At 60.0% G+C, this 22,268-nt stretch carries 23 protein-coding genes and 1 tRNA gene; all 24 read right to left on the bottom strand.

From position 1 onward, the window contains the following. Positions 1-45 precede the first annotated feature (45 nt). Positions 46-369 (bottom strand): DUF2818 family protein, encoded by a 324-nt coding sequence (locus ACQ4WS_RS20255; RefSeq protein ID WP_070224104.1) that lies wholly within the window; start codon positions 367-369, stop codon positions 46-48. A 3-nt stretch (positions 370-372) separates the two neighbouring features. Beyond that, a complete protein-coding gene (gene nuoN / locus ACQ4WS_RS20260) occupies positions 373-1,875 on the bottom strand; it encodes an NADH-quinone oxidoreductase subunit NuoN (RefSeq protein ID WP_436478845.1) in 1,503 nt (500 codons plus the stop codon). Positions 1,876-1,891: 16 nt separating this feature from the next. Continuing rightward, entirely contained in the window at positions 1,892-3,391 is a 1,500-nt protein-coding gene (locus tag ACQ4WS_RS20265) for an NADH-quinone oxidoreductase subunit M (protein ID WP_436478846.1), read from the bottom strand. A gap of 29 nt (positions 3,392-3,420) precedes the next feature. Beyond that, a complete protein-coding gene (nuoL, locus tag ACQ4WS_RS20270) occupies positions 3,421-5,520 on the bottom strand; it encodes an NADH-quinone oxidoreductase subunit L (protein ID WP_436478847.1) in 2,100 nt (699 codons plus the stop codon). Between the two features lie 46 nt (positions 5,521-5,566). Beyond that, on the bottom strand, positions 5,567-5,875 hold the full coding sequence (gene nuoK / locus ACQ4WS_RS20275) for an NADH-quinone oxidoreductase subunit NuoK (RefSeq protein ID WP_010399724.1): 309 nt from the start codon (positions 5,873-5,875) through the stop codon (positions 5,567-5,569). Beyond that, positions 5,872-6,504 (bottom strand): NADH-quinone oxidoreductase subunit J, encoded by a 633-nt coding sequence (locus ACQ4WS_RS20280; RefSeq protein WP_034779507.1) that lies wholly within the window; start codon positions 6,502-6,504, stop codon positions 5,872-5,874. Before ACQ4WS_RS20280 ends, nuoK begins: the two co-directional genes overlap by 4 nt. A gap of 65 nt (positions 6,505-6,569) precedes the next feature. Beyond that, positions 6,570-7,058: an NADH-quinone oxidoreductase subunit NuoI gene (nuoI, locus tag ACQ4WS_RS20285; RefSeq protein WP_010399726.1), complete on the bottom strand. Its 489-nt coding sequence runs from the start codon at positions 7,056-7,058 to the stop codon at positions 6,570-6,572. Between the two features lie 14 nt (positions 7,059-7,072). After that, positions 7,073-8,155, bottom strand: coding sequence for an NADH-quinone oxidoreductase subunit NuoH (gene nuoH / locus ACQ4WS_RS20290; RefSeq protein WP_436478848.1), 1,083 nt, complete (start codon positions 8,153-8,155; stop codon positions 7,073-7,075). Next, positions 8,155-10,488, bottom strand: a complete 2,334-nt coding sequence (gene nuoG / locus ACQ4WS_RS20295; protein ID WP_436478849.1) for an NADH-quinone oxidoreductase subunit NuoG — start codon at positions 10,486-10,488, stop codon at positions 8,155-8,157. Before nuoG ends, nuoH begins: the two co-directional genes overlap by 1 nt. A 22-nt stretch (positions 10,489-10,510) precedes the next feature. Then, positions 10,511-11,806 carry an NADH-quinone oxidoreductase subunit NuoF gene (gene nuoF, locus ACQ4WS_RS20300; protein ID WP_071076361.1) on the bottom strand — a complete coding sequence of 432 codons (1,296 nt, stop codon included), beginning with the start codon at positions 11,804-11,806 and terminating at the stop codon, positions 10,511-10,513. Further along, a complete protein-coding gene (gene nuoE, locus ACQ4WS_RS20305; protein ID WP_071076360.1) occupies positions 11,803-12,282 on the bottom strand; it encodes an NADH-quinone oxidoreductase subunit NuoE in 480 nt (159 codons plus the stop codon). The genes nuoF and nuoE overlap by 4 nt, the downstream gene beginning before the upstream one ends. A 12-nt stretch (positions 12,283-12,294) precedes the next feature. Beyond that, entirely contained in the window at positions 12,295-13,548 is a 1,254-nt protein-coding gene (locus ACQ4WS_RS20310; RefSeq protein WP_010399731.1) for an NADH-quinone oxidoreductase subunit D, read from the bottom strand. Further along, positions 13,548-14,141 carry an NADH-quinone oxidoreductase subunit C gene (locus ACQ4WS_RS20315; RefSeq protein WP_101482092.1) on the bottom strand — a complete coding sequence of 198 codons (594 nt, stop codon included), beginning with the start codon at positions 14,139-14,141 and terminating at the stop codon, positions 13,548-13,550. Before ACQ4WS_RS20315 ends, ACQ4WS_RS20310 begins: the two co-directional genes overlap by 1 nt. 17 nt (positions 14,142-14,158) lie before the next feature. After that, positions 14,159-14,635, bottom strand: coding sequence for a NuoB/complex I 20 kDa subunit family protein (locus ACQ4WS_RS20320; protein ID WP_010399733.1), 477 nt, complete (start codon positions 14,633-14,635; stop codon positions 14,159-14,161). 3 nt (positions 14,636-14,638) lie between these two features. Then, positions 14,639-14,998, bottom strand: a complete 360-nt coding sequence (locus ACQ4WS_RS20325) for an NADH-quinone oxidoreductase subunit A (protein ID WP_010399734.1) — start codon at positions 14,996-14,998, stop codon at positions 14,639-14,641. A gap of 177 nt (positions 14,999-15,175) precedes the next feature. Further along, a tRNA-Leu gene (locus ACQ4WS_RS20330) sits at positions 15,176-15,260 on the bottom strand. Between the two features lie 226 nt (positions 15,261-15,486). After that, positions 15,487-15,897, bottom strand: coding sequence for a preprotein translocase subunit SecG (gene secG, locus ACQ4WS_RS20335; RefSeq protein WP_436478850.1), 411 nt, complete (start codon positions 15,895-15,897; stop codon positions 15,487-15,489). 28 nt (positions 15,898-15,925) lie between these two features. Then, on the bottom strand, positions 15,926-16,675 hold the full coding sequence (gene tpiA, locus ACQ4WS_RS20340) for a triose-phosphate isomerase (RefSeq protein ID WP_436478851.1): 750 nt from the start codon (positions 16,673-16,675) through the stop codon (positions 15,926-15,928). A 71-nt stretch (positions 16,676-16,746) separates the two neighbouring features. Further along, entirely contained in the window at positions 16,747-17,727 is a 981-nt protein-coding gene (locus ACQ4WS_RS20345; RefSeq protein WP_436478852.1) for an NAD(P)H-quinone oxidoreductase, read from the bottom strand. A 68-nt stretch (positions 17,728-17,795) separates the two neighbouring features. Continuing rightward, complete coding sequence (locus tag ACQ4WS_RS20350) at positions 17,796-18,404, bottom strand: tetratricopeptide repeat protein (RefSeq protein ID WP_436478853.1); 609 nt, start codon at positions 18,402-18,404, stop codon at positions 17,796-17,798. A gap of 62 nt (positions 18,405-18,466) precedes the next feature. Then, positions 18,467-19,228 (bottom strand): GIN domain-containing protein, encoded by a 762-nt coding sequence (locus ACQ4WS_RS20355; RefSeq protein ID WP_436478854.1) that lies wholly within the window; start codon positions 19,226-19,228, stop codon positions 18,467-18,469. A gap of 108 nt (positions 19,229-19,336) precedes the next feature. Then, positions 19,337-19,546 (bottom strand): hypothetical protein, encoded by a 210-nt coding sequence (locus ACQ4WS_RS20360; RefSeq protein WP_436478855.1) that lies wholly within the window; start codon positions 19,544-19,546, stop codon positions 19,337-19,339. 151 nt (positions 19,547-19,697) lie between these two features. Next, entirely contained in the window at positions 19,698-21,656 is a 1,959-nt protein-coding gene (locus ACQ4WS_RS20365; RefSeq protein ID WP_436478856.1) for a methyl-accepting chemotaxis protein, read from the bottom strand. Positions 21,657-21,788: 132 nt separating this feature from the next. Then, positions 21,789-22,013, bottom strand: a complete 225-nt coding sequence (locus tag ACQ4WS_RS20370; RefSeq protein ID WP_436478857.1) for a hypothetical protein — start codon at positions 22,011-22,013, stop codon at positions 21,789-21,791. Positions 22,014-22,268 lie beyond the last annotated feature (255 nt).

Here is a 22,268-nt window from a genome sequence, read left to right on the forward strand (position 1 = left end):
TTCAATAAAAAACGGCGCCAGAGGCGCCGCTTTCGGTCGATGGGGCTAGCGGCGTTTGCGCAGATAGCGTCCGACAAAGCCGGGGAAAGCCAGCACCAGGAACAGACAGCCGGTGATGGCGTAAAACTCCCACGTCTGCGGGAAACCGTTACCGATGCGCGCTTCGAGCGCGAACGCCACGGCGCCGACGATGAAGTACAGAATCACCATCTCCAGCAGGCGCAGCGCCAGTGGCTTGCGCCAGCCCTGCTCTGCTTGCGCCGCCTTTTTGAGGGGCACGGCGGCAAACAGTTTCTCGTTCAGGAACGGCAGGTTGGCGCCCAGGATACCCAGCGCGATCACCAGCCAGCTCGAGGCGGTGACATCCATCGGTCAGGACGCCAGGGTCTTGGTGATGGCCGTCGCGCAGGCAGCCAGGATGCTGTTAGGCATCACACCCAGCGCCAGGACGAACACGCCGTTCAGGGCCAGCACGACACGCATGTCGCCATGCACGACCAGCGCGTTGCTGTCTGTCGGCTCGTCGAACCACATCATTTTCACGACGCGCAGGTAGTAGAAGGCACCGATCAGCGAGAACAGCACGGCAGCGATGGTCAGCCACAACTGGCCCGTCGCCAGCACGGAGGCGAGCACCGAGTACTTGGCCATGAAGCCCATCAGCGGCGGCACGCCGGCCAGCGAGAACATGAACAGGGTCATCACCAGCGCGAAGATCGGGCTGCGTTTGCCCAGGCCCTTGAAGTCGGCCAATTCTTCTGCTTCGAAACCATTACGTGCCAACAACATGATCACGCCAAAGGTACCCAGCGTGGTGAACACGTAGGTGATGACGTAGTACATCGAGGCGCCGTAAGCGGTGGCTGCGCCAGCCGCGTTCAGGGTGTTGTTCGGCGCGTCAACGGTGCCCGACAGCAGGCCCAGCAGAACGAAGCCCATTTGCGCGATGGTCGAGTACGCCAACATACGCTTCAGGTTGGTTTGCGCGATAGCGGTGAAGTTACCGATCGCCAGTGACATCACGGCCAGTACCAGCAGCATTTGCTGCCAGTCATGTGCCATCGGCAGCAAGCCCTCGCCCAGCAAACGCAGAGTGATGGCGAAGGCGGCCAGTTTCGGCGCCGCGCCCAGCAGCAGGGTCACGGCCGTCGGCGAACCTTGATACACGTCAGGCACCCACATGTGGAATGGCACGACGCCCAGTTTGAAGGCCAGGCCGGCTACCAGGAACACCAGGCCGAAGACCATGATGGTGCCGTTGGTCTTGCCGTTTTCCAGCGCCACGCGCAGTTCGCCCAGATCCAGGGTGCCGGAGGCGCCGTACAGCATCGAAATACCGTACAACATGAAACCGGAAGCCAGGGCGCCCAGGATGAAGTATTTCATGGCCGCTTCCGTGGCCTTGGCATTGTCACGGCGCAAGGCGATCAGCGCGTACAGCGACAGCGACATCAGTTCCAGACCCAGGTAGATGATCAGGAAGTTGTTGGCCGAGATCATGATCATCTGGCCCAGCAGTGCAAACAGGGCCAGCACGTAGAACTCGCCGCCCAGGTTGCCCGACAGCATGTTGCGGTCAGTGGCATAGGCACGCGAATAGATCAGGGTCAGCGCCACGGCGCCATACGAGAACAGTTTCAGCAACTGCGACATCGGATCCGACACGAACATGTTGTGGAACGTGTAGACGGTGGTGCCCGCATTGAAGTCGCCCACGGTCAGCAAGGCGCAGCCGGCCAGGGTCAGCAAGGCCAGCACGTAAGTGATCGAACGCTTCGCCGCAGGCAAGAACATATCGATCAGCAAGAGCGCCGACGTGGCGATCAGCAGAAAGATTTCCGCGTACAGCGGTACCAGATTAGGTGCATTAGTCATGTTATCGGTCTTCTATTTAAGGCAACTTGCTGGTGGCGACATGCTGCAGCAGGTCGGCAACCGAAGTTTGCATCGTGTCGGTGAACGGGGCTGGGTACAGACCCATCACGAGCACGGCGATGGCCAGCACAGCAAGCATGAAGAATTCACGTTTGTTGATGTCGGTCAATTCGGCCACATGCTTGTTCTTGATCTTGCCGAACACCACGCGCTTGGCCATCCACAGCGAGTACGCCGCGCCCCAGATCAGTGCCGTTGCAGCCAGCAGACCAATCCAGAAGTTGTATTGCACCGCGCCCAGGATCACCATGAACTCGCCGACGAAGCCGGACGTCGCTGGCAGACCGCAGTTGGCCATCGAGAACAGCACGAAGAAGGCGGCAAATTTTGGCATGCGGTTCACCACGCCACCGTAGTCGGCGATGTTACGGGTATGCATGCGGTCATACAGCACGCCGATGCACAGGAACATCGCGCCGGAGATGAAGCCGTGCGACACCATTTGCACGATACCGCCCTGCACCGAGATGTCGTTGAACATGAAGAAGCCCAGGGTCACGAAGCCCATGTGCGCGATCGACGAATAGGCGACCAGTTTTTTCATGTCGGTTTGCACCAGGGCAACCAGACCGATGTAAATGACGGCGATCAGCGACAAGGCGATCATGAAGCCCGACAGGTAATGGCTGGCGTCCGGCGTGATCGGCAGCGAAAAACGCAGGAAACCATACGCGCCCAGTTTCAGCATGATGGCGGCCAGCACGGCGGAACCACCGGTAGGCGCTTCCACGTGGACGTCCGGCAACCACGTGTGGACGGGGAACATCGGCACTTTGACGGCAAACGCCATCAGGAAGGCCAGGAAGATGAAGATCTGTTCGTTCATCGTCAGCTTGAACGCGTGCCAGGCCAGGATGTCGAAGCTACCCGTCACATTGCGCAGGTAGATGATGGCGACCAGCGTCAGCAGCGAACCGAAGAAGGTGTACAGGAAGAACTTGAACGAGGCGTACACGCGGTTGTAACCACCCCAGATACCGATGATGATGAACATCGGGATCAGGGTTGCTTCAAAGAAGAAGTAGAACAGCAAGCCGTCCAGCGCGCAGAACACGCCGATCATCAGGCCCGACAGGATCAAAAAGGCACCCATGTACTGGGCGATGCGCTTCTCGATCACTTGCCAAGCGGAAATGACGACGATGACCGTGATGAAGGCCGTCAGTGGAATGAACCACAGCGACAGGCCGTCGATACCCAGCGAGTACCAGATATTGAAAGTTGCTATCCAGGGTGCTTTTTCGACGAATTGCATGCCGTGTGCGGCGTTGTCGAAATGCTGGATCAGCGGCAAGGTGCACAGCATGCTGAGCACGGCGCCAGCCAGCGACAGCCAGCGGGTAAAGCCCGCTTTGCTGTCACGGCCGAGAGCCAGGACCAGGACGCCGCAAATGATCGGCACCCAGATCGACAGACTCAGGTAAGGAGGTAGTGTAGAAATCGTAGACTGCATCATGGTTCTCAGTATTCTTTTATCAGGTCAGCTTACTTAGCGGGCCAGAATGGCAGGAAATAGATCAGGAAGCCCAGCACGCCCAGGATCATCACGAATGCATAGTGATAGATGTAGCCGGTCTGCAGCACTCGCGACAGCGAGGACAGCCAGGCGACGACCTTGGCGCTACCGTTGACCAGCAGGCCATCGATCAGCTTCTTGTCACCGAAGTTCCACAGGCCATTACCCAGCAAGCGGGCACCGCCGGCGAACACGACTTCATTGAACTTGTCCATGTAGTACTTGTTGTCCAGCAGGGTGTGGATCGCGTGGAACTTGGCAAAGAACCAGGCCGGTACACGCGGGTTGACCATGTAGCAGTAGTAGGCTGCCACCACGCCGGACAATGCCAGCCAGAACGGTGCCGTCGACAGGCCGTGGATCGCCATCGCCATCGCGCCGTGGAACTCATGCGACAACTCTTCCATTGCTGGATGGTTTTCGCCAACGAAGATCACGCCCTTGAAGAAATCGCCATGCAGCATCGGGCCGATCGTCAGGTAGCCGATGATCAGCGAAGGAATCGCCAGCATCACCAGCGGGAACCATACGACGAACGGCGACTCATGCGGCTTCTGGCCAGGTTCCAGACCGTGGTGCGCGTGGTCGTCTTCCTCTTCTTCATGATGGTCGTCATGTGCATCGCCGTGCGCGCCATGGGCCGCTTTCGGTGCGTGATGGTCGTCGTGACCATGCGCGTGCGCCTGGCCGAAACGTTCCTTGCCGTGGAAGACGAGGAAATACATGCGGAACGAGTAGAAGGCGGTGACGAACACGCCAGCCAGCACGGCGAACTGGGCAAAGCCAGCACCCCAGATGTGCGTCGCTTCGACGGCTTCGATGATGCTGTCTTTCGAGTAGAAACCGGAGAACAGCGGCGTGCCGATCAGGGCCAGCGAACCGACCAGGGAAGTGATCCAGGTGATCGGCATGTATTTGCGCAGGCCGCCCATGTTGCGGATGTCCTGGTCATGGTGCATGCCGATGATGACGGAACCGGCGCCCAGGAACAGCAGTGCCTTGAAGAATGCGTGCGTCATCAGGTGGAACACGGCCACGGAGTACGCGGACGAGCCCAGCGCCACGGTCATGTAACCGAGCTGCGACAGGGTCGAGTAAGCGACGACGCGCTTGATGTCGTTCTGGATGATGCCCAGGAAGCCCATGAACAGCGCCGTGATGGAACCGATCACCAGGATGAAGGACAGTGCCGTGTCGGACAGTTCGAACAGCGGCGACATGCGCGAGACCATGAAGATACCGGCCGTCACCATTGTCGCGGCGTGGATCAGTGCCGAGATCGGGGTAGGACCTTCCATCGAGTCAGGCAGCCACACGTGCAGCGGGAACTGCGCCGATTTGCCCATCGCGCCGATGAACAGGCAGATGCAGGCAACGGTCAGCAGGGCCCAGTCGGTACCTGGCAAGCTCAACAGCGCCAGTTCGTCTTTCTTGGCGAACACTTCCTGGTAGTTCATGGTGCCGGCGTAGGCCAGCAGCAGGCCGATGCCCAGGATGAAGCCGAAGTCGCCCACGCGGTTGACCAGGAAAGCCTTCATGTTGGCCACGATGGCCGTCGGACGCTGGTACCAGAAACCGATCAGCAGGTAGGAGACCAGGCCCACGGCTTCCCAACCGAAGAACAGTTGCAGGAAGTTGTTGGCCATGACCAACATCAGCATCGAGAACGTGAACAGCGAGATGTAGGCGAAGAAGCGGTTGTAGCCTTCGTCGTCCTTCATGTAGCCGATCGTGTAGATGTGCACCATCAGGGAGACGAAGGTGACCACGCACATCATCATCGCCGACAGCGAATCGATCTGGAAGCCCACTTCCATCTTCAGGGTGCCGATCGTCATCCAGTTATAGATGGTGCCATTGAACGTCGCGCCATCGAGTACGGCCAGCAGCGTGTGGACGGACAGGATGAGTGCAATCAGTACGCCCAGGATCGTCGCGGTATGCGACGTCTTGCGTCCGACCAAATTACCCAGGAACTGGGTGCCAAGCAAACCTGCAATCGCGGCACCGGCCAGCGGCGCCAGCGGTACGGCAAGAAGGAGGTTAGGGTTGAGGAGTTGCCCCGCCATGATGAACCTTAATCGTTATTATTCGAGAGATCGAGTCTGAAAAACATCAGCCTTTGAGGCTGTCCAGGTCTTCGACGTTGATGGTATCCAGATTACGGAACATCACCACCAGAATAGCCAGACCGATAGCCGACTCAGCGGCGGCAACCGTCAGGATGAAGAAAACGAAGATCTGACCGGCCGCGTCGCCCATGAAATGGGAGAACGCGATGAAATTCATATTCACCGCCAGCAGCATCAATTCGATTGCCATCAGCAATACGATGATGTTCTTGCGGTTCAGGAAAATACCGACGATCGAGATTGCGAACAGGATCGCGCCCAGGACCAGAAAATGTGTGAGCGATAATGTCATGGTGCCTCCTTAACTTCCGGCTCAGCCGCAGGACGCTCGACGACCGCGTCCATCTTGATGATCTTCAGGCGGTCGTTGCGCTTGACGCGTACCGCATCGCCTGGAGCAAAATGCTTGGTGTCCTTGCGTTTGCGCAAAGTCAGTGCAACTGCGGCGACGATGGCCACCAGCAGCACGACGGCAGCGATCTCGAAAGCGAACACATATTTCGTGTAGATCAGCAAGCCCAGTTCCTTGGTGCCGCCCAGGTTGACGTTCACCGGAGCGATGCTAGGCGCAAAGTTGCGGAAACCGTGCCACAGGACGGCAGCCATTTCCAGCACGATGATCACGCCCACCGTCACCGACAACGGCAGATAGCCCCAGAAACCTTCGCGCATGCGGTCGATATTGATATCGAGCATCATGACCACGAAGAGGAACAGCACCATCACGGCGCCGACATACACCAATACCAGCACGATGGCCAGGAATTCAGCTTGCAGCAGCATCCAGATGCCCGCTGCGGAAAAGAAGGACAGCACCAAAAACAGTACTGCGTGGACCGGATTACGGGCCGTGATGACGCGCGTCGCTGCCAGAATCAAGATCAGCGCGAAGGCGTAAAACAAAATTGTTTTAAAGTCCATAAAAAACCCAATAGACGTACAGATGAACGAGGGGCGCGCCGCAGCCAGGGGCTACGGCGCATCCATCAGCGATAAGGTGCGTCGGCGGCGCGCGCAGCGGCGATGTCATTTTCATAACGATCACCCACGGCCAGCAACATCTCTTTCGTGTAATACAAATCCCCGCGTTTCTCGCCGTGGTATTCCAGGATTTGCGTCTCGACGATCGAATCGACCGGGCAGGACTCTTCGCAGAAACCGCAGAAGATGCACTTGGTCAAGTCGATATCGTAACGCGTGGTGCGGCGCGAACCGTCGTCACGCTGTTCCGATTCGATCGTGATGGCCATCGCCGGGCAAACCGCTTCGCACAGTTTGCAGGCGATGCAACGTTCCTCGCCGTTCGGGTAGCGGCGCAGCGCGTGCAAGCCACGGAAACGCGGCGAGATCGGTGTCTTCTCTTCCGGGAATTGCACCGTGATCTTGCGCGAAAACATGTACTTGCCTGTCAGCGCCATGCCCTTGATCAGCTCGCCTAACAAGAGGCTGCTGAAGAAATCTTTTACCTTATCCATTCGTATGCACTCTCTTACTTCCAAATATTCCAGGATGTCTGCATCCAGGCAGCGACGAAGACCAGGTAGACCAGCGTCAACGGGATAAACACTTTCCAGCCGAGGCGCATGATCTGATCATAACGGTAGCGTGGGAAAGTACCGCGTACCCAGATGAACACCGAGACGATGAAGAAGGTCTTGGCGAACAGCCAGAAGAAGCCGCCGAAACCACCCCAGAACTCAAGGAAAGCAAATGGCGCGGACCAGCCACCGAGGAACATGATCGAAGCCAGGGCGGCGATCAGGATCATGTTGGCGTATTCGGCCAGCATGAACATGGCGTAGGCCATGCCCGAATATTCAACCATGTGGCCGGCGACGATTTCCGACTCGCCTTCGACGACGTCGAACGGGTGACGGTTGGCTTCAGCCAGGCCAGACACCAGGTAGATGACGAACATCGGCAGCAGCGGCAGCCAGTTCCACGACAGGAAGTTCACGCCCTTGTCGGCGAAGTAGCCGATTTGCTGGCCGCCAACGATGTCGATGAAGTTCAGGCTGCCCGAGACCATCAGCACGATGACCATCACGAAGCCCATCGGGATTTCATACGAAATCATCTGTGCCGAAGCGCGCATGGCGCCCATGAACGAGTACTTCGAGTTCGAGGCCCAGCCGGCGATGATGATGCCGTAGACTTCCATCGAGGTAATCGCCAGCAGCAGCAGCAAGCCCGCGTTGACGTTGGCCAGCACGGCTTCCGGACCGAACGGCACGACCGACCAGGCGGCCAGGGCCGGCATGATGGTCATGATCGGGCCGATCACGAACAGGCCCTTGGCGGCCTTGGCCGGGATGATGATCTCTTTGAACAAGAGTTTCAGCGCATCGGCGATCGGTTGCAGCAAGCCCAATGGGCCCACGCGGTTCGGGCCGACGCGGATCTGGATCCAGCCGATCAGCTTGCGCTCCCACAGGGTGGCGTAAGCAACCAGGCCCATCAGCGGCAACAGCACGCACAGGATCTTGATCAGGGTCCAGAAGAACGGCCAGGTACCGCCCAGCAAATCCTGGCCGGTACTGTTGATGACGTTTACAAATTCAGGCAGAGCCATCAGATTTTCCCCTCTGCTGTTTCAACTGTGATGTCACCGAACATGCCGCCCAGGCTAGCCGTCGAGGCATGCGCCGCCGACACTTTCACCACATTGGCTGGCAGGCCGGCATGGAGTGCCGCCACCAGGATGGCGCTGCCGGAGCCTTGCGCCACTTTGACCTTGTCGCCCGCCTTGATGCCCAGCTTGTCAGCCAGCGCCAGGGACAGGTGCGCTTGCGGCGCGGCGCCATCGACCGTGCGCAGCAGCGGTTCGGAGCGGCGTACCAGCGCGTCGGCGAAGTAGATCGGCACGTCGGCGATGCGTTGCAGCGCTGGCGAAGCCGGTGCGTACGATGCCGCTTCCGGCGCGTTCTTGGCGATGTTGTTCAGCTGTGCCGACAAATCGGTCACGCCGGCACCAAACGCTTCGTCGCGGATCGCTTCGGAAGTGTCGTAGTCGAAACCGGCCAGGCCCAGGATGTTGCCCAGGACGCGCAGCACTTTCCAGGCTGGACGGGTATCGGCCAGCGGTTTGACGGTACCGTTGAAACTTTGCGCGCGGCCTTCGCAGTTCACGAAGGTGCCCGAGGTTTCAGCGAACGGGGCGATCGGCAGCAAGACATCGGCGTAATCCATGCCATGCTTGAAGGCGGACATCGCCACGACCATCTCGGCGCCATCCAGGGCGGCGCGGGCCGCTTGTGGATTGGCGGCATCGAGTTCCGGCTCGGCGTGCAGCAGCACGTAAGCTTTTTTCGGCACGGCAAAGGCGGCTTGCACGTTGGCGCGCGGCTTGGCGACCAGGTGCGCGCCAACCGTATTGGCCGCTTCCGTCAGGTAACCGAGCTTGGCGCCCGTCTGTTCGGCGATCCATTGCGCAGCAGCATGCAGTTGCGACGCTTGCGGGTGTTGCGTGGCCGCATTACCCAGCAGCACGGCGCCATGGTCGCCGGCCATCAGGCTGGCGGCGATGGCGACAGCCACGTCCGAAGCGGCAACCGCTTCAAAACCGTTAGGCGCGGCGATTTCTTTCGCTTTAGCAACAGCGACGACCACTTCCGACAAGGCCGCCAGCCAATCGCCAGGTGCGACGATCATCTTGTTGGCGATGCTGATCAATTGATCATCGTCGGAGGCGTGCAGGATCGACAGCTTGGCGCCGCCCTTGACGGATGCGCGCAAACGCGTGGCCAGCAATGGATGATCCTTGCGCAGGAAGGAGCCGATGACGAAGGCGCGCTTGATCTGGCCAAATTCGTTGATCGGCATGCCCAGCCATGGTTTCACACTTGCGTCGAGCGCGAAGTCGGTCTGGCGCAGGCGGAAGTCGACGTTCTCGGAACCGAGACCGTGGGCCACTTTTTGCAGCAGTACCAGCTCTTCGACGGTCGAATGCGGCGTTGCCAACGCGGCGATGGCGTCAGCGCCATGCTCGTGCTTGATATTTTTCAAACCGTGCGCCACGTATTCCAGCGCCGTTTGCCAATCGACTTCTTTCCACTCGTTGCCTTGTTTCAGCATCGGGGAAGTCAGGCGTTCGGCGCTGTCCAGCGCTTCGTACGAGAAACGGTCCTTGTCCGAGATCCAGCACTCGTTGACGGCTTCGTTTTCCAGCGGCAATACGCGCTTGACCTTGCCAGCCTTCACTTGCACGATCAGGTTCGCGCCCAGGCCGTCATGCGGGCTGACCGATTTGCGGCGCGACAGTTCCCACGTACGGGCGCTGTAGCGGAACGGCTTCGAGGTCAGTGCGCCGACCGGGCACAGGTCGATCATGTTGCCCGACAGTTCGGAGTCGACCGTCTGGCCCACGAAGGACACGATTTCCGAGTGTTCGCCGCGGCCGATCATGCCCAGCTCCATCACGCCGGCCACTTCCTGGCCAAAGCGTACGCAGCGGGTGCACTGGATGCAGCGCGACATTTCCTGCATGGAAACCAGCGGACCGGCTTCCTTCGGCTGCACCACGCGCTTGTCTTCCTTGTAGCGCGATTCGCTCTTGCCGTAGCCCACTGCCAAGTCTTGCAACTGGCATTCGCCGCCCTGATCGCAGATAGGGCAATCGAGCGGGTGGTTAATGAGCAAGAATTCCATGACCGACTTTTGCGCCTGCACAGCTTTATCGCTGGCGGAGCGCACGATCATGCCGGCACTGACCGGGGTCGCACAAGCGGGCAAAGGCTTGGGCGCCTTTTCCACTTCGACCAGGCACATGCGGCAGTTCGCTGCGATCGACAATTTCTTGTGATAGCAGAAGTGCGGAATGTAGGTTCCCAATTTGTTGGCGGCGTCCATCACCATGCTACCAGCAGGGACTTCGACTTTTTTGCCGTCTATTTCGATTTCAACCATGGTGATCGTTACCTGACGCAGCTTAGATATATGCGGGCACTAAGCAATGCTTGTGCTCGATATGATATTCAAATTCTTCACGGAAATTCTTAATGAAGGCCCGTACCGGCATGGCAGCCGCATCGCCCAGCGCGCAAATGGTGCGGCCCTGGATGTTGTCGGCGATCGAGTTGAGCATGTCCAGGTCGTCTGGACGACCCTGCCCCTGCTCGATGCGGTGCACCATGCGGTACATCCAGCCTGTGCCTTCACGGCAAGGCGTACACTGGCCGCACGATTCTTCAAAGTAGAAGTAGGACAGGCGTTCCAGCGCCTTTACCATGCAGCGTGTTTCGTCCATCACGATGACGGCGCCCGAACCCAGCATCGAACCGGCTTTCGCGATCGAGTCATAGTCCAGGTCGGTCTGCATCATGATGTCGCCGCGGATCACTGGCGCGGACGAGCCGCCAGGGATCACGGCCTTGATCTTTTTGCCACCGCGCATGCCGCCTGCCAGTTCCAGCAGGGTCGCAAACGGGGTGCCGAGCGGCACTTCGTAGTTGCCCGGTTTTTCCACGTCGCCCGAGATCGAGAAGATCTTCGAACCGCCATTGTTCGGCTTGCCCATCGCCAGGTATTTCTCTGGACCGATGTTCAGCACGAATGGCACGGCCGCAAAGGTTTCCGTGTTGTTGATCGTCGTCGGCTTGCCGTACAGGCCAAACGAGGCAGGGAAAGGCGGCTTGAAGCGCGGCTGGCCTTTCTTGCCTTCCAGCGACTCCAGCAGGGCCGTTTCTTCGCCGCAGATGTAAGCGCCATAACCATGGTGCGCATGCAACTGGAACGAGAACTCGCTGCCCATGATCTTATCGCCCAGGAAACCGGCGGCACGCGCCTCTTCCAGCGCTTCTTCGAAACGGGCGTACTCGGCCCAGATTTCGCCGTGGATATAGTTGTAGCCGACAGTGATGCCCATCGCATAAGCGCCAATGGCCATGCCTTCGATCAGGGCATGGGGATTGTAACGAATGATGTCGCGGTCCTTGAAAGTGCCCGGTTCGCCTTCATCTGTATTGCAGACGAGGTATTTTTGACCCGGGAACTGGCGCGGCATGAAGCTCCACTTCAAGCCGGTAGGAAAACCCGCGCCGCCACGGCCGCGCAAGGACGAAGCCTTGAGGTCGGCGATGATCTGTTCCGGCGTGATTTTCTCTTCCAGGATACGCCGCAGGGCGCTATAGCCGCCGCGGTTCACATAATCTTGCAAATGCCAGTTCTTGCCATCCAGATCCTTCAGGATCAATGGATCGATATGGCGGTTGTGGAGTGACGTCATTTCTTGAGTTCCTCCAGCATGGCGTCGATTTTCTCGTTCGACATCCAGCTGCACATGGTTTTATTACTGACCAGCAAGACCGGCGCATCGCCGCAAGCACCCATGCACTCGCCTTCAACCAGGGTGAACTGGCCGTCTGCGGTGGTTTCGCGGAAATCGATACCCAGTTTCTGCTTCAGGTACTCTGCAGCGCGCACGCCGCCCGACAGGGCGCATGGCAGGTTGGTGCACACGGTGATCTTGTGCTTGCCCACGGGTTTCACGTTGTACATATTGTAGAACGTGGCCACTTCCTGCACGGCAATCGCCGGCATGCCGATGTAATCGGCCAGTTCCTTCATGGTGTCCGGCGCCAGCCAGCCCAGTTCATCCTGGGCATGGGCCAGCGCGGCCATGACGGCCGACTGACGCTGGTCGGCCGGGTACTTGGCCAGCTCGCGGTCAATTTTCTTATAGCATTGCTCTGATAACAACATACTTTTTGCCTCTTAGCGGTCAATACTGCCGAACACGATATCTTGCGTCCCGATGATGGTCACGGCGTCGGCAAGCATGTGCCCACGCGCCATCTCGTCGAGCGACTGCAAGTGGGCGTAGTCTGGCGCGCGCAGTTTCATGCGGTACGGCTTGTTGGCGCCATCGGACACCAGGTACACGCCGAACTCGCCCTTCGGATGCTCCACGGCGCTGTAGGCCTCGCCTGGCGGCACGTGAAAACCTTCCGTAAACAGCTTGAAGTGGTGAATCAACGATTCCATGTTGGTCTTCATATCGACGCGGCCCGGAGGCGCCACCTTGCGGTTGCTGGTCATGACAGGACCTTCATTGTTGCGCAGCCACTCCACGCATTGCTTGATGATGCGGTTCGACTGGCGCAGCTCTTCCACGCGGACCAGGTAGCGGTCGTAGCAATCGCCGTTGGTGCCGATAGGAATGTCGAAGTCCATCAGGTCGTACACTTCGTACGGCTGTTTCTTGCGCAAATCCCACTGCACGCCCGAGCCGCGCAGCATGGCGCCCGTAAAGCCCATGGCCAGCGCATCTTCCGGCGAGACCACGCCGATACCGACGGTCCGTTGCTTCCAGATTCGATTATCGGTCAACAGCGTTTCGTACTCGTCCACGGAATTCGGGAAACGGCGCGCGAAGTCTTCGATGAAGTCCAGCAGGGAACCCTGGCGGTTTTCATTCAGCTTGGAAATCGCCTTGGCGTTGCGGATGATCGACGCCTTGTGCTGCGGCATCGCATCCGGCAGGTCGCGGTACACGCCGCCCGGACGGTAGTAAGCCGCGTGCATGCGCGCGCCCGAGACTGCCTCGTAGGCGTCGAACAAGTCTTCGCGGTCGCGGAAGCAATACAGGAACGGGCCCATGGCGCCAACGTCCAGCGCGTGGGTACCGAGCCACATCAGGTGATTCAGGATGCGCGTCATCTCATCGAACATGACGCGAATGTATTGCGCGCGCAGCGGCACTTCCAGGCCCAGCATCTTTTCGATGGCCATCACGTACGCATGTTCATTGCACATCATCGACACATAGTCGAGACGGTCCATGTACGGCACGGATTGCAGATAGGTCTTCTGTTCGGCCAGCTTTTCGGTGGCGCGGTGCAGCAGGCCGATATGCGGGTCGGCGCGCTGGATGACTTCGCCATCCATCTCCAGCACCAGGCGCAGCACACCGTGCGCGGCCGGATGCTGCGGCCCAAAGTTCAGGGTGTAGTTCTTAATCTCAGCCATTATTTCATCCCGTAATGTTCTTCGCGGATCACGCGCGGCACGTTTTCCCGCGGCTCGATCGTCACGGGCTGGTAAATCACGCGCTTTTGTTCCGGATCGTAGCGCATCTCGACATAGCCGGAGACGGGGAAATCCTTGCGGAACGGATGGCCGATGAAACCGTAGTCGGTCAGCAGGCGGCGCAAGTCGTTGTGGCCTTCAAAGAGGATGCCCAGCAAGTCGAACGCTTCGCGCTCGTACCAGTTGACGGCACGCCAGATGTTCACCACGGACGGCAGCAGCGGCATGTCGTCGTCGGGCGCGAACACGCGCACGCGCACGCGCCAGTTGTGCTTGACCGACAGCAAGTGCGAGACGGCCGCGAAACGCAGGCCATCCCAGCTACCGTCGCCATAGGTCGAGTAGTCGACGCCGCACAGGTCGAGCAGTTGCTCGAAATGCAGGGTCGGATCGTCGCGCAAGGTCTGCATCACGGCCAGGTAGTCCTCGGCCTTGACGACCAGGGTGACTTCGCCCAGCGCAACCGTCGTGCTAACGCGATCGCCCAGGGCAGTGCCGAGGGCGTTTTGCAATACTTCTAAATGTGTTGTCATAATCTGAAGCGGCCCGGTTAGCGTGCGATCGTGCTGGTACGCTTGATCTTGTTCTGCAACTGCATGATGCCGTACAGCAGGGCTTCAGCGGTCGGAGGACAGCCAGGCACATACACGTCGACGGGCACGATGCGGTCGCAACCGCGCACCACGGAATAGGAGTAATGGTAGTACCCGCCGCCATTGGCGCAGGAACCCATCGAGATGACCCAGCGTGGCTCTGCCATCTGGTCGTAGACCTTGCGCAAGGCCGGCGCCATCTTGTTGCACAGGGTACCGGCAACGATCATGACGTCGGACTGACGCGGCGACGGACGAAACACGACGCCGAAACGGTCCATATCGTAGCGGGCTGCGCCCACATGCATCATTTCGACCGCACAGCAGGCCAGACCGAACGTCATCGGGAACATAGACCCGGTGCGCGCCCAGTTGATCAGCTTGTCGGCCGAGGTGGTGATGAAACCTTCGCTTAATACGCCTTCAATAGCCATGGCTTATTCCCAGTCAAGGGCACCTTTCTTCCAAATGTACCAAAATCCGACCACGAATTCAGCGATGAACACCATCATCGTGACGAAACCGGCCCAGCCCAGGTCGCGCATTGCAACGCCCCATGGGAAAAAGAATGCCGTTTCCAGATCGAACAAAATAAACAGGATTGCGACCAGATAGTAGCGCACATCAAATTTCATGCGCGCGTCTTCGAATGCTTCAAAGCCACATTCGTACGGGGAGAGTTTTGCTGCGTCAGGCTTGTTAGGGCCTAACAGGCGCCCCAGGAGCTGGGGAGCGATACCGACACCAAGGCCGATAATAATAAACAGCAGGACGGGGAAGTAATTTTCGAGGTTCACGATTGATGAGCTTATATTGAACGATCGGTTAAATGAGGACGCTGCGATCATTTGCAGCGTATCTAACGCACGACCCCAATCAAAGCTAAGACCAGGATCGAACGACACATCCTCGTAAAAAAAGCCAGCAACTTTGTACGAGCCATGGCCCGTGCGCCGTTGCTGGCTTCTGATTTCTGGTGCCGACGACGAGACTCGAACTCGTACAGCTTGCGCCACTACCCCCTCAAGATAGCGTGTCTACCAATTTCACCACGTCGGCGGTAAGGCCCGTATTCTACTCTGCTTTGCCACTAAAGTTAATGCACAAATGCATCAAAACACAGATAAAAACGATAAATTTTTACATCTTCCAGCGCGCCACGATTTTTTCCTGCCGCACTGCTGAAACATTGAGCAATAATCTGCCCGTAATGAGAATTACTCTCGATGAGGTATCGAGATACTACTCAGTGACCACTCAGTGGCCACTCAGTGACACTACTACATTACTTCGGAATCGCGCCTGCCGGGGTGCTGACAACCGGTGCCGCCGCTGCCGGAGCGCTGGCCGCTGGCGCCGCAGGGGCTGCTGGTACCGTCGTCGGGATCGCGCCCGCGCCGGTGACCGGCACTGGCTTGACGACTTTATCCATCACGCCGCCGCCCACCGTGGTGGCGCGCTGATTGGCCATCAGCGACAAGGCCAGGGTGGCGCCGAAGAAGATCGCGGCGGCAACGCCCGTCGATTTCGACATGAAGTTCGACGAACCCGTCGCACCGAACAGGCTGCCCGAGGCGCCCGAACCGAAGGCGGCGCCCATGTCGGCGCCCTTGCCGTGCTGCAGCAACACCAGCGCGATAATCGACAATGCCGAAATAACCTGTACTACCACTACCAGATTGAACATCATGTTCATTGCAATTCCATTCTTAGTTTAAAGTAATTCAATCAGCGGCGTGAATAATCGCCAGGAAATCCGCCGCCTTCAATGCTGCTCCACCGATCAGACCGCCATCGATATCCGGCATCGCCATCAATTCTTTTGCGTTCTCTGGCTTCATGCTGCCGCCGTACAGGATTTGCACGCCGGCGGCCGCTACCGCATTCTTTGCCGCCACCTGGCCGCGCAATACCTGATGCACGTCCTGCGCCATTTGCGGCGTGGCGGTCTTGCCCGTACCAATGGCCCACACTGGCTCATAGGCCAGCACCAGTTTCGCCACGTCGTCGTCGCCAATGGCCGCCAGCACGGCGCCCAGTTGCTGCGCCACTACGGCATTGGTCTGACCCGCTTCGCGCTGCGCCAGCGTCTCGCCGATGCAGACGATAGGCGTGATGCCTGCCGCCAGTGCGGCAACCGTCTTGGCCGCCACCTGCGCATCGCTCTCGCCATGGTAGGCGCGGCGCTCGGAATGCCCGATCACCACATAGCCGCAGCCAAAATCCTGCAGCATGGCGGTCGAGATTTCGCCCGTGTAGGCGCCGCTGGCGTGCGCGGACACATCCTGCGCACCCCAGCCAAGAGCCGTGCCTGCCAATTGCGCCTGGCACTGCGCCAGATACGGCGCAGGCACACAGACGGCGCTAGCGGCGCCAGAGGCAGCCAGGCCAGCAACTATTTCAGACAATAACACCGCGTTCGAGGTGCGACTGCCGTTCATTTTCCAATTTCCGACGACGAGTTTGCGACGCATAGTAGCCTAAATTCTAATAACCCGTCATTCTAACTCCGGCACCGATGCCGGTCAAACAGGCAGTGCCCGTTTCAGGCAACTTGCAACATGATCTTGCCCACGTGCGTGCTCGCTTCCATCAAGGCATGCGCCTCGTTGGCTTTTTCCAACGGGAACGTTTTATAGATGACAGGCTTGATCTTGCCCGCTTCGATCAGCGGCCAGACGGTCGTGCGCAAATGGTGGGCGATGGCGGCCTTGAAGGCGACGGGACGGGGGCGCAGGGTCGAGCCGCTGACGCTCAGGCGGCGGCGCAGCACCTGACCCAGGTCCAGCGTGGCCTTGCTGCCGCCCTGGACGGCGATCAGGCCGATGCGACCATCGTCGGCCAGGCAATCGATTTCGCGCGGCAAGTAATCACCGCCCACCATGTCGAGGATGACATCGACACCTTTGCCATCGGTCAATTCCTTGACGACGGCACCGAAATCTTCCGTGCGGTAATTGATGCCCCGTTCGGCGCCGAGCGCCTCGCAGGCGCGCGCCTTCTCATCGCTGCCGGCCGTGGCAAACACGCGGTGGCCGAGCGCGGCCGCCAATTGGATGGCCGCCACGCCGATGCCGGACGTGCCACCCTGCACCAGCAAGGTTTCACCGTCGGCCAGCGCGCAGCGGTCGAAGACATTGCTCCAGACGGTAAAGAAATTCTCGGGCAAAGACGCGCCTTCCAGCGCCGTCAAGCCTTTCGGCAAGGGCAGGCACTGCCCGCCAGGGGCGGCGCAGTATTCGGCATAGCCGCCGCCCTGCACCAGCGCGCAGACCAGGTCGCCCTTCCTGAATTCAGTGTTGCTGAAATCGCCATCGACGACTTCGCCCGCCACTTCCAGGCCAGGCAAATCGGATGCGCCAGCCGGCGGCGCGTACTTGCCCAGGCGCTGCAGCACGTCGGGACGGTTGATGCCGGCCGCGTGCACCTTGATCAGCAGTTCGCCCGCCTTATAGTGCGGCATGGGACGTTCCGCGATCTGCAAAACGTCGGCGGGACCTGGCTGGCTGATGGCAACTGCACGCATGGCGGGACTCTTTCAAGGGAAAGCGGCGATTGTACGCCAAGCCGCCGCCCCTTGCTGAAGGCCTCCCGCTAAGCGCCGCCCGTCTTCGACTGGCGCGGCAAGGGCGTGCCCGGCCTCCATTTGGCCGACAGGGCTTGCCCTTCCTCGACTTGTTCATGCGTCATCTTGCGCACCACGGCGGCGCGCTGGTCGGCCGCATTCGCGTTGCCATTCGCCGCCGCCAGATTCCACAGCATGTAGGCAATGACGTTGTCCTGCGGCATGCCGCCCATGTGGTAGCGGTACATCAGGCCCAGCACCTGCTGCGCCTCGGCATGATTCTGCTCGGCCGCCTTGCGGAACCAGCCCACGGCCTGCTTATGGTCTTGCAACACGGCGTTGCCCGTGTAATACATGGCACCCACTACATACTGGGCGTCGGCCTTGCCCTGCTCGGCCGCCTTGCGGTGCCAGAACATGGCTTGCTTGTAATCCTGCGGCAAGCCCCGTCCCATGTAATACATCAAGCCCAGCAAATGCTGGGCATCGGCGTTGCCAGTCTTAGCAAGGGGCAATATTTCCTTGTACGCCAGCGCGTAATTCTTGTTGTTGTAGGCGCTGGCGCCTTCGGCGAAGCCAGCTCGCGCGGGTAGCTGTATCGTCAACAGCATGAGTAAGGTAATGATCAGTTTTTTCATCGGAATGGGATGTGGTCTGACTACTTATTCTTGTCCTGCCAAAGGCCTGCGGCAGGATGCTTTTATTTCCAGCTAACTTTGCCCAGGCCCTCGACGCTGACATCGCGGTTGGCCGGCTTGCCGTACACCACCACCGAGCCGAGTCCGCTCAGGTTCAGCTTGGCATTCGTATGGGCATTCACCGTGGCATTGCCGAGGCCGCTCAATTCCAGGTTGACGGCATCGGCCTCGAATTGCTGCGCATTCAGGCTGCCCAGGCCACCCAGGCTGGCCTTCAGGATGCGTCCGCGTCCGCCCAGCACCACGGAGCCGGCGCCCTGCAAATCCAGCTCGGCGTGCTCATTGTTGCCTATCCATATCTGCATGCTGCCCACGCCGCCCAGGCTGGCATTGAGCTTGCGGTAGTCGCCCACCAGCTTGATGCTGCCCGCCCCTTCCAGCGACAGGGTCAGTTCCTCGCCCTTGAAACCCGTGATGTCCGTGCTGCCAAAGCCTTCCGAGCTCAGTTCGCGCAGGTTCGGCAAGACCAGGTCGGCGCGGATCGACGAAGGGCCCAGCTTGAAGCCGCGCACTTCCGTTTCGATGTGCAGGGTATCGCCGCTTTGCGCCGTGCTGACATCGGCGATGTAGCGCTTGTCGGCCGTGATGCTCAGCGAAGCCACGTTGCCCTGGCGAATGCGCACCTCCATCACGCCATCGAGCTTGACGCGCACCACGCGGGCGTCGACGTTGCGCATTTCCAGCAAGCGGGTCTCGGCGGCCGCGCCGCGCACCAGGCCCAGTGTCGCCAGGAACAGCAGCGCCAGTTGCAGTGTCTTTTTCATGTAGTGCATCCTCGGTATCTTGTTTTTATGTGTCGCAGCACCTCGCGGGGTTCCCGCGCATTGCCATTGGCTAGCACTGTAGCAGCGCCGAAAACTGCTGACAATCAATTAAGCGAAACGGGATTTTTCGGTAGCGCTCAGGCGCTTGGCCTTGACGACCACCACGTGCATGGCAGCTTTGCCCGCTGGTGCAGCGCTGACGTGGCTGGAGCTGGCCACTTGCAGGGCCGGGGCGGCCGGGGCGATGGCGTAGCAGCTGGCGCCGAGCAGGATGGCGGCGGCAACGGCGATGACTTCCATGTTTTTAGCGACGTTCATTTGAATCTCCTCGGGTGTCTGGCAGTGGGCTTGCGGTATGGTGTCACTATAGCCATACCGCCCCCGGCAGACACGCCGATTGCGACGAACTGCGCTTTTGGCAGGCTGGCCTGACAAAAACGCGGATGAACGTCGATTTACTGCTGCGCGCTTAAAACTCTTCCCACTCGTCGGCACCCGACTTGGCTGCCTTGACGGGTTTGACCGGCGACAGTACGCGGGCCGGCGCGCGTGGCGCCGGAGCAAGAGCAGGAGCGGCTGGCTTCGCCTTGAGGCGCGTCACGGGCGCAGGTGCCGCGCTGGCGCCTGCATCGCCCAGGCGGAACATGCCGACCGCCTGCGCCAGGTCCACCGCCTGTTCCTGCAGGCTTTCCGCGGCAGCGGCGGCTTGCTCGACGAGGGCCGCGTTTTGCTGCGTCATGGTATCCATGTGCGTGACGGCCGTATTGATCTCGCCGATGCCGGCGCTCTGTTCCCGACTGGCCACCGTGATCTCGCTCATGATGGTCGTCAATTGCTGCACCGAGGCCACCACCTGGTCCATGGTCTGGCCCGCCTCATCGACGAGGCGCCCGCCCGCATCCACTTTTTCCACCGAATCGCCGATCAATGCCTTGATTTCCTTCGCCGCACCAGCGGATCGTTGCGCCAGGTTGCGCACTTCGGATGCGACGACGGCAAAGCCCCTGCCCTGCTCGCCCGCGCGTGCCGCCTCGACGGCCGCGTTCAGGGCCAGGATATTCGTCTGGAAAGCGATGCCGTCGATCACGCCGATGATGTCGACGATCTTGCGCGAGCTTTCCTGGATGCCAGCCATGGTGCCGACCACCTGCTGCACCACGCGGCCGCCCTTGGCCGCCACTTCCGAGGCGGACACGGCCAGCTCATTGGCTGCGTGCGCGTTTTCCGCATTCTGCTTGACCGTCGAAGTCAGCTCATCCATCGAGCTGGCTGTCTCTTCCAGTGCACCCGCCTGCGCTTCCGTGCGCGAGGACAGGTCGGCATTACCAGCGGCAATATCGGCCGATTCGCTGCGCACCAGGGTGCTGATGCTGCGGATCTGCACCAGCACGGTGGCAATCTTTTCAACGAACAAGTTAAACGCCTTGGCGATCTGCGCCAGCTCGTCCGTGCCTTGCGCGTCGAGGCGGCTGGTCAGGTCGCCGTCGCCCGTAGCGATCGCTTCCATCGCATCGCGCACCAGTCCCAGGCGGCGCAAGGCACGCGCCACCAGCACGCTCAATACCGTGGCAGCCAGGGCCAGCACCAGCAAGGCCGTCAGGGCCGAGGCGCGCAGCATGGAGCTCAGGGCCTGCGTCGCTTCTGCACGGTCGAGCACGGTCGCCAGCAGCCAGTCGCTGCCCGGCACTTTACTCACATGCAAGATACCGTCACGCTCACCGAGGCGAATGGCGGCGCCGTCGCCGCTCTTTTCAATATTGCCCAGCGCCTGCGCGCTCAAGCCCGGGTCGAGCTCAGCCAATGGCTTCAAGGTCAGCTTGCCATCCGGGTGGGCAATGATCTTGCCGCCCCCGTCGACGAGGAAGGCGTAGCTGGACGCCGTCGGTTTGATCGACGCGACGTTTTGCACCACGGCATCCATCATCACGTCAGCCGCCAGCACGCCCGTCACGCTGCCCTTGCCGCCCAGCGGCTCGGCAAACGTCACCACCAGCTTGCCCGTGCTGGCGCCGATATACGGCGCGGTGATGACGGGGCCGCCCGCTTCGGACGCCAGCTTGTACCAGGGCCGCGCCGTGGGATCGTAGTCGGCGGCGCGCTTGCGCTCCTGCGAAAAGACGGCGTGCTTGTCGGCAAAGCCGATATACGCCATGTCAAACGTGCCAGCCTGCTCGGCCGCCTTCAGCGCCGGCAGTGGATCGGCCGCCGTGGCGCCCTGCTTCAGCGAGCCCACGACGGCTTGCTTGGAGCGCAGCCATTCGGCAATCGCCTGCGCGTGGCTGTGCGACAGCTGCAGCATCTGCGTGTCGAGCGCGGCCAGGGTGCTGGAGCGCGTAGTGAAGAAATTGGCGATGGCGACGGCCAGCATGGCCAGCACGACGGTGGAAACGGCGATGGCGATCAGCCGTGCCTTAAGGGAGGACAACATGGTGCATCCAATAAAAAAGAGAAAATCGGAAGGGATGCGCCATGGTCGATGAATAAGATTTTGTCGTCAAGCAATACCGACAGTCAATTACCCATAAACAACAATTGATACCATATATTAACTACATCTCAGCTACATCTCGCCCCGCAGTTCGCGCAGGAACTGCTGTCCTGGTCCGCTATCGAGATAGGAGTCGATCGCCTCGCGCTGCAAGCCCGCCGTCTTGAAGGTGCTGAGGTCGCTGATTTCACGCGCATGCACGGCGCGCAGGGCGTCGATGTCCTGCGCCGGCATGGGCGCGTTGCCCAGCTGTGCCCGGACGCCGGGCGCGACGGCAAGCAGAAAAGCGGCGGCCAAGCCGCATGCTGCATCTCCTTGGAAGACTCGGCCAGGGAAAGGTTCCATCCCGAATCTACAAGGCGCAAAACTGGCCAATGCGACCTATATCCAAGCCGATGCACACGTCGGCAACCACCTTCGATACAGCGCAAACAAGAATCGAGTAGGGGGCTGAGTTACCTCAGCCGCCCTCTCACACCACCGTACGTGCGGTTCCGCATACGGCGGTTCATTTCACAAGCTGGAAGCGCTGCTGGGTGTCCAGCAGCGAAA

This window comes from Janthinobacterium leeuwenhoeki, assembly GCF_051380795.1.
GTDB lineage: Bacteria > Pseudomonadota > Gammaproteobacteria > Burkholderiales > Burkholderiaceae_D > Janthinobacterium.

What these genes read in the sequence shown, in the direction of transcription:
- nuoL (WP_436478847.1), bottom strand. Translation starts at nt 5,520, where the DNA reads ATGGCGGGGCAACTCCTCAACCCTAACCTCCTTCTTGCCGTACCGCTG.
- ACQ4WS_RS20255 (WP_070224104.1), bottom strand. Translation starts at nt 369, where the DNA reads ATGGATGTCACCGCCTCGAGCTGGCTGGTGATCGCGCTGGGTATCCTG.
- ACQ4WS_RS20365 (WP_436478856.1), bottom strand. Translation starts at nt 21,656, where the DNA reads ATGTTGTCCTCCCTTAAGGCACGGCTGATCGCCATCGCCGTTTCCACC.
- secG (WP_436478850.1), bottom strand. Translation starts at nt 15,897, where the DNA reads ATGAACATGATGTTCAATCTGGTAGTGGTAGTACAGGTTATTTCGGCA.
- nuoH (WP_436478848.1), bottom strand. Translation starts at nt 8,155, where the DNA reads ATGGCTCTGCCTGAATTTGTAAACGTCATCAACAGTACCGGCCAGGAT.
- ACQ4WS_RS20310 (WP_010399731.1), bottom strand. Translation starts at nt 13,548, where the DNA reads ATGGCTGAGATTAAGAACTACACCCTGAACTTTGGGCCGCAGCATCCG.
- ACQ4WS_RS20265 (WP_436478846.1), bottom strand. Translation starts at nt 3,391, where the DNA reads ATGATGCAGTCTACGATTTCTACACTACCTCCTTACCTGAGTCTGTCG.
- nuoE (WP_071076360.1), bottom strand. Translation starts at nt 12,282, where the DNA reads ATGTTGTTATCAGAGCAATGCTATAAGAAAATTGACCGCGAGCTGGCC.
- ACQ4WS_RS20345 (WP_436478852.1), bottom strand. Translation starts at nt 17,727, where the DNA reads ATGCGTGCAGTTGCCATCAGCCAGCCAGGTCCCGCCGACGTTTTGCAG.
- ACQ4WS_RS20355 (WP_436478854.1), bottom strand. Translation starts at nt 19,228, where the DNA reads ATGAAAAAGACACTGCAACTGGCGCTGCTGTTCCTGGCGACACTGGGC.
- nuoK (WP_010399724.1), bottom strand. Translation starts at nt 5,875, where the DNA reads ATGACATTATCGCTCACACATTTTCTGGTCCTGGGCGCGATCCTGTTC.
- tpiA (WP_436478851.1), bottom strand. Translation starts at nt 16,675, where the DNA reads ATGCGTCGCAAACTCGTCGTCGGAAATTGGAAAATGAACGGCAGTCGC.
- nuoN (WP_436478845.1), bottom strand. Translation starts at nt 1,875, where the DNA reads ATGACTAATGCACCTAATCTGGTACCGCTGTACGCGGAAATCTTTCTG.
- ACQ4WS_RS20320 (WP_010399733.1), bottom strand. Translation starts at nt 14,635, where the DNA reads ATGGCTATTGAAGGCGTATTAAGCGAAGGTTTCATCACCACCTCGGCC.
- ACQ4WS_RS20350 (WP_436478853.1), bottom strand. Translation starts at nt 18,404, where the DNA reads ATGAAAAAACTGATCATTACCTTACTCATGCTGTTGACGATACAGCTA.
- ACQ4WS_RS20315 (WP_101482092.1), bottom strand. Translation starts at nt 14,141, where the DNA reads ATGACAACACATTTAGAAGTATTGCAAAACGCCCTCGGCACTGCCCTG.
- ACQ4WS_RS20280 (WP_034779507.1), bottom strand. Translation starts at nt 6,504, where the DNA reads ATGGACTTTAAAACAATTTTGTTTTACGCCTTCGCGCTGATCTTGATT.
- nuoF (WP_071076361.1), bottom strand. Translation starts at nt 11,806, where the DNA reads ATGACGTCACTCCACAACCGCCATATCGATCCATTGATCCTGAAGGAT.
- ACQ4WS_RS20360 (WP_436478855.1), bottom strand. Translation starts at nt 19,546, where the DNA reads ATGAACGTCGCTAAAAACATGGAAGTCATCGCCGTTGCCGCCGCCATC.
- nuoI (WP_010399726.1), bottom strand. Translation starts at nt 7,058, where the DNA reads ATGGATAAGGTAAAAGATTTCTTCAGCAGCCTCTTGTTAGGCGAGCTG.
- nuoG (WP_436478849.1), bottom strand. Translation starts at nt 10,488, where the DNA reads ATGGTTGAAATCGAAATAGACGGCAAAAAAGTCGAAGTCCCTGCTGGT.